The organism is Ruegeria sp. K11, assembly GCF_056531905.1.
The window spans coordinates 170,877-183,449 of the sequence record NZ_JBQFMP010000001.1 but is presented as its reverse complement, the minus strand read 5'-3'; the positions used below and the strand labels follow the sequence as shown (position 1 = coordinate 183,449).

At 56.0% G+C, this 12,573-nt stretch carries 8 protein-coding genes and 2 tRNA genes; 4 read left to right on the top strand and 6 right to left on the bottom strand.

What is annotated here, in order from left to right; translation table 11 throughout:
• Positions 1-16: 16 nt before the first annotated feature.
• Complete coding sequence (locus ACR0K4_RS00930; protein ID WP_480852475.1) at positions 17-1,951, bottom strand: type I secretion protein; 1,935 nt, start codon at positions 1,949-1,951, stop codon at positions 17-19.
• A 136-nt stretch (positions 1,952-2,087) separates the two neighbouring features.
• Positions 2,088-4,295 (bottom strand): hypothetical protein, encoded by a 2,208-nt coding sequence (locus ACR0K4_RS00925; RefSeq protein ID WP_480852474.1) that lies wholly within the window; start codon positions 4,293-4,295, stop codon positions 2,088-2,090.
• 613 nt (positions 4,296-4,908) lie between these two features.
• Between ACR0K4_RS00925 and ACR0K4_RS00920 the strand changes: the two genes are divergently transcribed.
• A complete protein-coding gene (locus ACR0K4_RS00920; protein WP_480852472.1) occupies positions 4,909-5,661 on the top strand; it encodes a helix-turn-helix transcriptional regulator in 753 nt (250 codons plus the stop codon).
• Entirely contained in the window at positions 5,645-6,151 is a 507-nt protein-coding gene (locus ACR0K4_RS00915; RefSeq protein ID WP_480515703.1) for a hypothetical protein, read from the top strand. Before ACR0K4_RS00920 ends, ACR0K4_RS00915 begins: the two co-directional genes overlap by 17 nt.
• A 24-nt stretch (positions 6,152-6,175) precedes the next feature.
• On the opposite strand, the gene ACR0K4_RS00910 is transcribed toward ACR0K4_RS00915, so the two are convergent.
• Together ACR0K4_RS00910 and ACR0K4_RS00905 are read right to left on the bottom strand one after the other, a co-directional pair.
• Positions 6,176-6,261 (bottom strand) — tRNA-Leu (locus ACR0K4_RS00910).
• A gap of 99 nt (positions 6,262-6,360) precedes the next feature.
• The gene (locus tag ACR0K4_RS00905) at positions 6,361-7,236 is read right to left on the bottom strand and encodes a hypothetical protein (RefSeq protein ID WP_480852471.1); all 876 of its coding nucleotides are present in this window, start codon (positions 7,234-7,236) and stop codon (positions 6,361-6,363) included.
• 181 nt (positions 7,237-7,417) lie between these two features.
• Here ACR0K4_RS00905 and ACR0K4_RS00900 point away from each other — a divergent pair.
• A tRNA-Thr gene (locus ACR0K4_RS00900) sits at positions 7,418-7,493 on the top strand.
• A gap of 154 nt (positions 7,494-7,647) precedes the next feature.
• Here ACR0K4_RS00900 and ACR0K4_RS00895 read toward each other — a convergent pair.
• Together ACR0K4_RS00895 and ACR0K4_RS00890 are read right to left on the bottom strand one after the other, a co-directional pair.
• Complete coding sequence (locus ACR0K4_RS00895) at positions 7,648-9,018, bottom strand: DNA-packaging protein (protein WP_480852705.1); 1,371 nt, start codon at positions 9,016-9,018, stop codon at positions 7,648-7,650.
• A 513-nt stretch (positions 9,019-9,531) separates the two neighbouring features.
• A complete protein-coding gene (locus ACR0K4_RS00890; protein WP_480852470.1) occupies positions 9,532-10,920 on the bottom strand; it encodes a tetratricopeptide repeat protein in 1,389 nt (462 codons plus the stop codon).
• Positions 10,921-11,228: 308 nt separating this feature from the next.
• Between ACR0K4_RS00890 and ACR0K4_RS00885 the strand changes: the two genes are divergently transcribed.
• Positions 11,229-12,488: a DEAD/DEAH box helicase gene (locus ACR0K4_RS00885; RefSeq protein WP_480852469.1), complete on the top strand. Its 1,260-nt coding sequence runs from the start codon at positions 11,229-11,231 to the stop codon at positions 12,486-12,488.
• Positions 12,489-12,573 lie beyond the last annotated feature (85 nt).

Sequence of the window (12,573 nt, the reverse complement as noted above, 5' to 3'; positions counted from 1 at the left end):
GTAACTTAAAGGGAAATCAGGCCAGCATGGTTTGCAGGCCGTCGGTATTTGCCATTTCACTTGGAGTCAGGTCCTGACCTTTCGGTCCAATTGCCTGTTCATTGCCCGGCATGTCAGCTTCTTGCATCAAAAGGGCAATCGCTTCGTTGGGCATTTCAGGATTGTCCGGCATATCTGGCGCATCAACCAGGCTGGCCTGATGCAGCAATAGATCAGAAAACGATCCGTCTGCTGCCATGACATTCGAGTCTATGCCCGCCTTGGTGATACTGGCCGCATTCAGCAACGCGTTGCTACCGGCAAACACTTCAGTCAGCGCGGCGTTCGGACCGGAAAGATGTACATCGTCCTGATCGGCCAGTTTCGTGACCTGATCGACGATATTGGCCTGCAACAGATCGCCGTCGATCTTCAGCACCCGCATCTGCTCCATTCCGGCAAACATCGGATCGTTGAGCAGCGCATCTTCCAGCCCTCCGACATCCATGCCATCCAGCGCAATCGCGTCAGCCATCGAGTTGTCGAGCGTCCCGTGAGTGTCTTCGCCTTCGGTTTTGACCACAGCCTGATTCATCAGCAGGTTTTCGTCCCCACCCCCGACCGGCGTGGACATTCCACCAGTGACGATGTCATCGTCTTGCAACACCAGTGTCTGATGCAGCATATCCACCGAGATCATGTCGCCGCCGATCATGATCAGGTCGTAGTAAGTGCCCAACTGAACGATATTTGTCACATCGGTCAGTTGGTTATCGCCTAGGGCATACAATGTGGTTTCAGCCGAAATCTCGGCCTGGATGTGGTCGATATCCGTGGCGTCGATCTCTTGCTTGACGAAATTCGCCACCACCAGATCACCGGTAATCCAGTCTACGGTCATAGTCGTGGGTTGACCTGACCCACCATCCAGCCACGGCGCGCCTTTTTGCTCAACCGTGATCTCGGCCGACTGAACAACATCCGTGCCCGAGCCCGAAACACCCTGATCCCAATCAGACACCAACGCCACCTGGCTGATCAGCGTCAGATTGATGGCCTGGCCTCCAACAGCGATATAGGGCGCGTCGACCCATGCGATGGTCGCCGCCATTTCGTTGATCGCAAGGTTTCCACCCGCGACCACCGTATGCCCTTCACCGAACTCGTTGTCGGTCCGTTCATCCCATTCGGCGGGGTACGGGTCGGGCGTTTCGTCTTCGTCAATCTCTTCGGGCTGGTGGTAGGCAGGCAGCAGGTCCTGCCACTCGGGCGCTTCATCCACACGCTGGCCGTTGACGATAATGCCCATTGCGTCTTCGCCGTGGAACTGATGAACGGTAACACCGTCCATTTCAACCGTATTGGGCGACAGCATCGCATCGGCCAGCGACTGAACATATTCGGCCGAAAGGTAGTCCGTGAGTGAAAATGACGGCACCGGCAACGCGTGCAGCGACAATGCGATTTGCGCCGCTGCCTCGGCCATCGCCATCAACTGATCCGCGTCCCGGAAATCCCCCTCTCCGATCGTGTCATTGTCGCGCAGGAAAATGGACTGGAACGTATAGGTGATCGCTGATCCAATCAGGTCCGTGATGATCTGCGGCGGCAGGAAAATGACGTTGGGTATCGCTGCAGTCGGAATATCGGTATCCGGCAGCGGTTCATTCAGTGGCGGCGGTGCCAGAACCACGATTTCAGGTGCGGGGCCCGGCCCACCCGGGGTCTGGGCTTCAAATCTGTTGTCGCTCGGCGCTTGGAATTTGTAAGGCAGTGGATCGTAACGACCCGGGTCCAGCTCAAGATCCGCTTTGACATTGATGCTGTACGGATCTTCAAGCTCTTCCAGCTCCAGCTTCCGCCGCAAGGCCGTGAACTCTTCGTACTGGTCCCTCAGCCGGGCTTGCTCAATCGTGAGATCAAAATTCCCAATAAAGTGTGCAATCTTTTCGGTAACACTGTCGAGCGACATGTCTTTGATCCTTTACTCCCTTGGCCGGCCTGAAATTTCCGGTTCAGGATGTGCTGGGCCGAGGCCACGGAATGCGGCCCCGGCGTTTTCAATCAGTACGGAGGGGGCGAAAATGCGCCCCGCCCCTTCACAGGTCTTAGACCTCGGTGTCGTCGCTGGCGTAGGAAGACGTCATCGAACCACCAACCATGGTCGTATCGACCGAGTTACCAAGCACGTTGGCACCCATGACGATCGACTGGTTAAAGGCCGCCGTATCCACAACAGCCGCTGCCGACGCGTAGGATTCACCGTTGACGATACCGTCGCCACCGTTGTTCGAACCCCATGTACCGGCGTTGCCGCCTGCGCCGCCGTCACCCGAGTAGGCACCCGCCGAGCTTCCGCCCATCGTGTCGCCACCCATCGTGTCGCCAGCCATTACGTCGCTCATCGAGCCGCCGCTGGTGCCGCCGTTGGAAGCGCTTGCACCACCATCGCCAGTGTTGCCGCTGGACGCTGTGCCGTCTGCTGCACCGGACGAAGACGAATTCGAGTCGTTGTCCGAGGCAGATGCGCCGCCGTAACCGGCAATCGCTTCGGCCAGGCTGTCTGCAGACCCATCTGTGTCGGTTTCCGAGAACACGTCCGACGCACCGCTGTCGCCACCGGCCGAGTCAGACGCCCCCGAACCCGCGCCGCTCGCGGTCGAGTCGGAATCAGCCGTGCCGGTACCACCTGCACCACCTGCGCCGTCCGCCGCCGAAGTGCCCGTGCCCGTACCGTCACCAGAGCCATTCGCAGCGTTCGAACCACCGTCACCGCCATCGGCGTCAGAGTCGCTTGCGTTTGCTGCAGAACCGTTCGAGTCGCCAGACATCTGATCAACATCCGGTCCCGACGCGCTTTGGTCACCTGTACCCTGACCGTCTGCATCCGCAGCCGAGCTGCCGGAGTTGCCAGCACCACCGGTGCCTGCACCACCTGTCGAGGTGTTGTCGCCATCGGTTTCCGCATTGGCACCGCCATCGCTTTCACCAGGCGCTTCTTCCTCGCCACCTTCACCGGCCAGTTCACGCTGCAATTCAGCGATCGCTTCTTCGACCAGACGCGAGAATCCACCGCTTCCGTCGCCGCCGTCGCCAGACGCGTTGCTGTCGGATGTACCGGTTCCGGTACCGTCCGCAGTGTTGTCACCGGCGTCATTGTCATTGGCTTCGGTGTTATTGTCGGTGGTGTTGTCCGCCGAACCATCCGTGGTTGAATCAGCGTCTCCACCATCTGCACCCGATGCGTCTGCATCATTGTCGGTCGAGCCATTACCCTTGGCCTTGGCGGACGTGTCGTTGTCGCCACCGTCTGCATAAGCACCCGAGTCACTTTGCGAGTCGGCAACACCTTTACCCAAACCGTAGGATTCACTGCTGCCACCGTCGCCGGTCGCGCTGTCGGTCGAGTTGCTGCTGTCGGTCGCGTTATCCGAGGACGAGTCGCTGTCGCTGTCGCCACCATCACCGCCGGTGCTGGATCCATCCGCAGCCGAATCCGAGTTCGAATCTACGTCGCTCGAGTTGTCAGCATTGCCGGATTTTCCGCCTTTGCCGCCCTGTGCGTCCGCATTTGCATCACCGGTATCACCGCTTGAACCATTGGCATCCGCGCCATAGGTCTTGCCGCCATCCGCGTCGCCGCCATAGCTGCTGCCACCCATTCCAGAAGCACCGCCTGCCGCGCCAGCAGAAATGCCTTCGGCCGCATGTGCGTTACCGCCATTTGCATCGCCGTTCTGCTGGAAATCGCCGTTATTGGCGACTGACGCTGAACCAAGGTGGTCATTGTCTTCCAGGCTCGCCACCTGATTGTTGATCGATGACATGTCGTTGCCCGGACCATCCAATGAGATGTCCAGATTCAGATCATCACCCGGATCATAGTTCAGGTCATCGCCCGCGGTGATCACATCACCCACATCCGCGTCGGTAATGTCCACGTCGACCTTGTCATCATCACGCGGAATCCACTCGCCACCACCGAAGTCAATATTGACCGCGTTGCTGTTCGAGTTGTCATTGGTGTTGCTGTCGTCACCGCCGTTATTGTTCGACTGGCTTTGGGACTGGTCCTGATCCTGGCCCTGATCCTGGTCCTGACCTTGCTCCTGGCCCTGATCCTGAGCTTGCGAATCTGAGTTATTTGCTGAATTTTCGACGTCCTGTTGCTGCTGTTGCTGCTGGTCCTGTTCAGTCAGGTCTGCATCAATTTCAGCTTCTGCCACATCAATGTCAGCTTCGATGTTTGAATCCAGCTGTTCGATGTTCACTTCATCAACGGTTGTGACATTGGTATTATTGGTATTGCGTCTCATAATTAATTTCCATTATTCAGGCGCCCCACCGCCATTCATCTACAAAGCGGTATTCAGCGCGGTTGAAACAGAAGAGACCGCAGATAGCGTCAGAAAAGACAGCTATGCGGAAGGGTATTAGATTGTGATCAGTCGCCACCTCCTTTCCCGGCCAAGCCGATTCCGTGGCCACTCGATTTCCGCAAAAATATGCAGGACATGGGCACGTCAGGATTTCGGAGCTTCGCAAATTGAAGCCCGACCATCGTTGCAGCAGCGGTACGATGTGCCTAGCTGGAAGAAAGGATAGTGTGATCTATATTGCTGTTTTTAAATAATATTTTCAGATAATCCTGAATTCCTGCAGTCAAAATCCACCCTGAACCAGTTGGAAACAATAACCAGGAAATAAATGCATTTATTTCATTATGTTATGGTGAGGTTGTCGATTATTGACCTAACCAAAAGTTCTAAATCAGTGGGGATTTCGCGGTCATTCTATTGCTGGAATTTGCACTTTCCGCTATAATCCGAACGTAATTAAATTATTCAATTCACGAGTTCACGCCGTCAAAATCGAACCATTTAACACCTTAATTTGACGGTTTTACATTTTTGGGAGGGGGCGACGTCAATGAGTATTTCATTGAATGGTAATACCCGTGACGACTATACTACCACTGAAGAGCTATCTATCAATTTCATCGGGAAAGAGCTGTTTTATTCCAACCAGACCCTGAGAAGCGTGCAGACAGAGTTTGGCGTCACTGCATTTCGCCATGACAGTCTGGAGGCGCTTGTCGCACAGTCCGGTCAGGGTGCGCGCGTTGTGGTGGTGGATCAGTTGCTGACTGACGATCTGCTGGCGCGTCCGGAAGAATACAGTCAGGCTGCCAGCGCCGGGTGCCTCGCCTTCGCGTTTCGGAAAGAAAGCGCGGCCCGGCACATGTTCGACAGTTGGAACCGGGCGCAGTTTGGCGACATTGGCTATCTGCCGATGAACGTCACCCCGGATGTATGGCGCTCGATCTTGCGCCTGCTGATGCATGAAGAGCTGTTTTTGCCTTGCTTTCTTGCTCCATCTTTTTCTGCCAGGATCGAAACGCCCGAGGTCCAGCGCACTGTCCCACCTGACAAAACGCGGAGGTCGGCTGAAAAGCTGCCGCTCTATTCCACTTTGACGCGCCGCGAAAAGCAGGTTCTGCGGCTGGTTTCACAAGGGAAAAGCAACAAGGTCATCGCCTCGAAACTGGGCATTACAGAACATACGGTCAAGCTGCACATGCACAATGTGTCAGGCAAGCTGGGCGTCAGCAACCGCACGGCCGCCGCCCATTTCTATTTCGAGGTTGCACCCGGAGAGGCGCGCGGTGTCCACATTGAGTGAGCCTTTCGAAGCCCGGTTTGACCGGCTGATCCTTTTGGTCGGTCGGCTGAACTACATCTGGACCAACACCGAAAGTTTGTTGATACACCTGATTGCGGGTCTGACCGGCGCAAAGAAAGATGTGGCCGTGATCATCTTTCTGACACTGAACACGACCCGCGCCCGGATTGATCTGGTTGAACGTCTGGCAAAAATGGAAGGGCGCCCCGCCGAGGTGCGAGATCCGATTCTGGAGCATACGCAGCGTCTCGCGCGGCTCTCGTCAGTGCGCAACAAGTTCAACCACTGCATCTATTCCTTTGATCAGGAAAGCGGGAATCCCAAGACGATCCTGATGCGTATCGCGGACCGGAAGACAGATATCAAACTGGGGCGCGAGGACACAGTCGACGACCAAGCGATGCAGGATATCGAGGATGTCGTGGCCCAGCTCTCAACCCTCAACCGAGATATCTGGCGGTTGGTCAAAGACTTGGGGTATCCCGTCTGATCTTTTCGTCTGCCTGAGATAAAGTGGTGCGGGCGGTGGGACTCGAACCCACACGGCACTAGGGCCTTCGGATTTTAAGTCCGATATGTCTACCATTCCATCACGCCCGCGCGTCGAGAAAGTTGGGAAATACCACCTTCCTCGAGACATGGGGAACACTTACAACCTGCTCATCCGATTGAAAAGACACTCATTCATGCAACCCGAATTTATGGGCTGATGAAATTAATCTCGGGCATCGATTGCAGACGTGCGAGGTCCTGTTCATATAGCTCAGTGAACGAGGCGAGGATGTCCTCATTCCACCCCTCTAACTCCACATCCTCTTCAATGGCTTCTGGCAGGGCGTGTTGCCGAAATATGTCTGCCAATTCGGTTTTTCGTGTGGGGTCTTCCCGGTCAAGTCCCTGCCCCTGCAACGCTTGTATTCTCTGCTTGCCTGCGTCCGAAACCAGCGAGGATAAAAAGATCAGATCCCTGTTAAGCGGCGTATTCGACGGCAACCCGGCAATCGCGCACATGATTTCACCCCAGATCAGTGGCGAATCCTCGTTGCGCCACAGCGTGATTTTCACGTCTGGTGCCAGATCGCGGATATCCTCGATCATCGTCAACCAACTGAGGCAACTCAGATCCGTCGTATTCAGGGTGTTTTGCCGCTCATCCAACGGCAGAAGCATCAGAGCTTTGGGAATGAAACTGCCCGGATTGCGCAATCCAACAAATAACTCGACCGGGTTGTCGCTGAAAACGTGACTCAGATACCCCAGACGCCGACCGGCCTGCGCGTAGAACTGACCATCCTGAATGACCGAGTCGTTTTCACCAATGAACTCTGCGCTGGCCAAAACGGTCCGCTCGATTCGGCGGTCTGCGGGCAGCAGGTTTTGGAATCCACGAAACGTGTCCTCTGCTGTGGTCAGAGAATCGCACTGCCTGAGTGGCGCGCGAAACACGCGTTTGAAAGCCTTCACGCCAAAAACAGCCCGGTTGGCCTCGGCCATCACCTTGGCGTTGGACTGCATCAGCTTGAGAATTCGGCCCCCATCGGTAAACATCGCGCCTGCGTGAATGGCCACCTGCATCCGGCGAAAGTCCTTGTTCCGTCACCTCTTACATTTCCGGTTACAGGCAGCGCCGGCATCAGTCAAATTCCATTCGGTTCAGGATGACTGATTGCCAGCACACATGAAATTTCTCTGAGCTCACAATGAACACAAATTCGGGCTTGCAGTCCGAGGATTGACCGATTAATCGACACCTAGTGCCCCTATAGCTCAGCTGGTAGAGCAACTGATTTGTAATCAGTAGGTCCGCGGTTCGAGTCCGTGTGGGGGCACCATTTCTTCAAAAAACGCCCGCTAGATCCCTGATTTTGCTCCCGGCGGGCACTGGGTCGTACTCAATCCCCGAGAACGACCGTCGTAGCCAGGATAAGGCGGGGTAAAACTGCCTGCGCCCTTTTCACGCGTACGTATGACAAGTGACCTCACCCGTCATACCACCCTAACTCTCGGACGGCGGTGCCGGGCGGCGGGGGCGACCATCAGGTCGTGTACGGCCCACACCAAAGCGTCAACCCTGTCAGGTGAGCCCTGCCCTTCAAACCCGCCGGCGGTCATCTGGCACATCTGCGCCTCAAGCGCATCCAGACCGGCGATGTGGGATACCCTGCCTTGTTCATACAGTGCCGCAACAGGTTCGGCGCGGGCGGCCTTTCCGCGCGAGGCGTGGACGGCACGAAAGGACACAAGCGGGTCAACCTGCCGGACGACTTCCTCGACCAACTGTCCACCCTGATTGACTTCGGCAACCAGACGTTCCGCCGCATACACGTCCATCGCGTCAATCGCGGCTTGTGCCCAGCCCGCAGGCCCGACCCCCTGTACTGTGCAATCCGCCAGAATGTAAGCGCGCCACGCCTCTGGCGGGCCTTTTGTACACGCCCCGGCCACAATGATCCCACAGGCATCCGCTTCGGACCCTGCCGTTACGGCCGGGTCCAGTGCGACCACGACCCGATCAAGTTCGGGCACCTGAGCGACGCGCGCCGCGTCAAGCATGGACGCCGTCCACAACGCGCCTTCCGCATCGGACAGCAAGACGCCGTCCAATTCTTGCCGACCCAGCCGCGTTCCGGCATAGCGCGCGCGCACTTCATCCAGGAACGAATCTGCCAGGTTTGCCCGATTTGCCTCGGTCGGCGCATGCGTTTGCCCGGTAGAGGGCGACGCCAGCAACTCTTTCAAAACCTTCACGTTGCGCGGCGTGGTTGTCACACAGACCCTTGGACGCTGTCCCAGCCGCAGGGCAAATTGCAGCATGTCCCATGTGTCTGCTGCCTTTTTCCACTTTGCGAGTTCATCAACCCAAGCAGCATCAAATTGCGGGCCGCGCAACCCTTCTGGATCATGCGCCGAGAAGACCTGTGCCTCAGCCCCGTTCGGCCAGATCAACTTACGCTCGGACGCTTTCCAAGTGGGTCGCCGATCCGGAGGCGAACATTGCAATAGCCCGCTGTCGCCAAAGATCATCACATCGCGCACCTGATCAAAGGTTTCCCCAACCAAAGCCAGGCGATGCGCCTCGCCCTTGTCCAGCGGTTTTGCGCCCTCGACCATCGACCGCACCCACTCGGCGCCCGCCCGGGTCTTGCCAGCACCGCGTCCACCCATGATCACCCACGATCGCCAGTCGCCCTCGGGCGGCAATTGATGCGGCATCGCCCAGAATTCAAACAGGAAAGGGAGGGCACACAGCCCCCCCTCCCCGATCTCACTCAGAAATCTGTCCTGAACCGCAGCATCGGCGGAGGCGAGCCAACCGGCACCCGACCTCAAATCGAGCGCGGTCAAGGTCGAGCGCATACCCCCCTTGGGCGATTCCGGCTTGTCTGTGATGTTGTTCGACAAAGCTTGTCTCCACTTTCTGACAACTTCGGATCAGCCCCTCTAGCTGCCCGAGCTGCCTGGTTGAACCAGCAAGATCTGCATCCTCCCCGGCTCCGATTTGCTGACGCAGTTCTTCCGCTGCCTTGCGCAGATCGCGAATGGATGTCTCAAGCGACAACAACAGGTCTGCCGTCCGTGACATCCGCTCTTCCGGGGTAATCAAAGTCATGTTTGCCTGTGACCTCATGCGTGAGTTTTTCCGCACGAGAGAAACGAAAAACGGCCACCGGGTTACCCCGGGGCCGTCGCCCACTTCTTCTAGCATGACACAGTTGATATGATAAAAAGGTCGCAAAGTCAATGCCTTACGCAACACCTCCGCAACATAGACCGAACGCTATGGCAGTATTTTCTTAAGGTCCGACTTCGAGTCACGCGCAATTTGTATTTGCTTGGCATAACCTGCGTTATACGGAAACTGTCGAGCATTTACGGAATTTGCGTGGCAAGAAATGACAATGCCTGCGAATCCTGGCGTTTATAGGCCAATTCAATCGCAAGTTTGATTTTTTGTCTCTCAAGCATCAAACGCTCAAGCGCAAACTTCCTGTCATCAAATACATGATACTCGTCGATGCTCACATCCAATTGCCAAACACGCTCAAACGTATCCAAAGCTCCTGTCAGGTCTCCTTGTTTCGTTTGCAGATAGCCAAGAGCTTTCAATCCTTCGCGTTGAAACTCCCAAGGAACGCTTAGAAACAATAGCGACAGATCATTTTGGCCGGATTGCAAATAAACAAGTCCCGAATTCAGCAAAGCACGTTCATAGTCAAAGCGGTTGTCTCTTTTCTGTAAGTACAACAGAAGCTCACCTAAACGACCTGCAGACGCAGCAAGAAGAGCCCTGTTCCACTCAAAAACATCATCCTCAAACACTCGAGAGTTGCTTATGGACCAATTGAGAAGCTCTACTTGCCTCCTGTTGCCAGCGATGGCGTGAACAAGTGCAAAATTGGAAAGGCTTACATCGTAGACATCCAAGTTTTCTTGCTTCATGACTTTCAGCGTTTTCATGGCTTCCGTCAAACGTCCGTCAAACGCGAATGCCACAGCTAATTCTGACAAAGACACGGACCGGACCTTTGGGTTCAAGATTTTGCCAGCAAGGTCTCGTACATTGCCGTAGTCCTTCATTTTCAAGAGAATGCGAACCCCTTCGGCCTTTAAAATGTCCCGTCTTTTGGGGTTGTTGACGTTATCAATGAACTCAACGGCCTCTTGATAGCGCCCCTTAAGGAGAAAGGCTTCGATGATTTCCCGTTCTATCCTAGCCCGCTCTTGATCAGTGGCAGTTTCCAACAGGTCGTCAACGCTCTGACGGTCTCCTGCAAACATGAAGAAATAAGCGGCTGCTCCCTTCGCATATGTTTGTTTCTTGGGATCAATATGCGGCAAAAGATTCATCAGATACGCCGCGAATTCTGCTGCCGTTTCTGGAGCGTTACTCATCAGTGGGCCAATTGAAAGACCCGAATGCATCCTTAAAACAACAACCTGTTGCGAAGGGTCTGCCCAAGTTTCAGCACAATAGGTGAGAAACGCTGCCCGCAAAGTTTGGTGCTGTGGAAATCCCAGGCTTTCCTGATCGACCAGAATCTTTAAGATACTGCGCATCCAATAGCCTTTGTCGTGATCTGCCCCCGCCGTTTCTATCGCCAGATCGAACAGGCAAGCCTGCGTTGGCTGGGCCAGACAATCGTCCGCGTCGGCCACACTCGAAAAACCTGATAAAAAAAGCGTGGCAACGACGGCCAAAGCTCTAACGTGCATTTTTCTGTCCGGTACCAATTTTAATTGAATGTGCTGGTTATACACCTAAGCTTCGCCAATCCAATCCAAGGCACACTGCAGCGAAAGTGTAAACTTGACATTTCCGCGGCCAAGCCTCATGTGCCAACGCAACACAGCGCTGACGCGTGAGCATTCGCGGCTAAAGTGGCCTCACAGCGCTCAACTTATCCCATAGTTCCCCTTCACGCAGGGTTCTTGACGCAACAACCGGATGCCGCAGGGTCCGCCTGCCCGTCCCGAGGTTGTTGCACAACCCTGTCGGTCACGCGCCTGCCGCGTGATCAATCGCCATATGTCCGTAGGTTTTCCCTGCGGCCAAGAAGGAAATTGAATTGTTCGACTTCGACATGCTTGGCCTTGCGCCGGCTCTGAATGACGCGCTGAAACGCGCCAATTTTTCGCAACCCACCCCGATCCAGAATCAGGCGATCCCGCTGGCTCTGAACGGCCATGACATCCTTGGCCTCGCTCAAACCGGCACCGGCAAAACACTGGCCTTTGGCCTGCCGTTGATTGACCACTTGTTGGCGCAGCCCGGCAAACCCGCGCCCAAGACCGCCAAGTCCCTGATCCTTGCGCCAACGCGCGAATTGGTCAACCAGATCGCCGACAGCCTGCGTAACCTGACCAGGAATACCAAGCTGCGCGTCGCAACCGTGGTCGGTGGGCAGTCCATCAACAAGCAAATCATGTTCCTTGCACGCGGAACAGATATCCTTGTTGCCACACCAGGCCGGCTGATCGACCTGATGGACCGCCGTGCCGTCGATCTGGGATCGGTGCGCCATCTGGTGTTGGATGAGGCCGACCAGATGTTGGATATGGGGTTCATCCATGCCCTGCGCCGCATTGCGCCGGAATTGGGTACACCGCGTCAGACCATGCTGTTTTCCGCCACGATGCCAAAACAAATGGAGGAGCTGAGTCAGGCTTACCTTTCCAACCCGCAACGGGTTCAGGTCTCGCCTCCGGGTAAGGCTGCGGACAAGATCACGCAGTCGCTGCACTTCGTCAGCAAACCCGAGAAACCCGCAAAGCTGCGGGAAATTCTGGCGAGCGATCCCGATGCTCTGACGCTGGTCTTTTCGCGCACCAAGCATGGGGCCGAAAAGCTGATGAAAGGGCTGGTTGCTGATGGGTTCAACGCGGCTTCTATCCACGGGAACAAAAGTCAGGGACAGCGTGACCGGGCGATCAAGGCGTTTCGCGTCGGTGAGATCACCACGCTGGTTGCAACGGATGTGGCCGCGCGCGGCATTGATATCCCCGGCGTCGCGTATGTGATCAATTACGATTTGCCTGACGTTCCCGACAATTACGTCCACCGCATCGGTCGCACAGCGCGGGCCGGGCGCGAAGGCGAAGCCATAGCTTTTTGTGCCCCGGACGAGCTGGATCAGCTACGCCAAATTCAGAAGATCATGAAGATTGAAATTCCGGTTGCCAGTGGCACCATGCCGGAAGAGGCCGAAGGCAAGCGCCCCACACGGCGGCGCGGTGGCAACCGCCGGGGCATGGCTCCGAAAGCCCAACCTACTCCGGACAATGGAAAACCCAAAAATCGACGCTCTCGCCGTCGCCGCGCGGCCTGACGCCCTAAAAAAAATCGGATCGGGTTGAATTACCCGATCCGCTGTCCATCTCCCAGAAGGGCGGCGGCTGACCTCGGATGAATGC

What these genes read in the sequence shown, in the direction of transcription:
- ACR0K4_RS00930 (WP_480852475.1), bottom strand. Translation starts at nt 1,951, where the DNA reads ATGTCGCTCGACAGTGTTACCGAAAAGATTGCACACTTTATTGGGAAT.
- ACR0K4_RS00925 (WP_480852474.1), bottom strand. Translation starts at nt 4,295, where the DNA reads ATGAGACGCAATACCAATAATACCAATGTCACAACCGTTGATGAAGTG.
- ACR0K4_RS00920 (WP_480852472.1), top strand. Translation starts at nt 4,909, where the DNA reads ATGAGTATTTCATTGAATGGTAATACCCGTGACGACTATACTACCACT.
- ACR0K4_RS00905 (WP_480852471.1), bottom strand. Translation starts at nt 7,236, where the DNA reads ATGCAGGTGGCCATTCACGCAGGCGCGATGTTTACCGATGGGGGCCGA.
- ACR0K4_RS00895 (WP_480852705.1), bottom strand. Translation starts at nt 9,018, where the DNA reads ATGCGCTCGACCTTGACCGCGCTCGATTTGAGGTCGGGTGCCGGTTGG.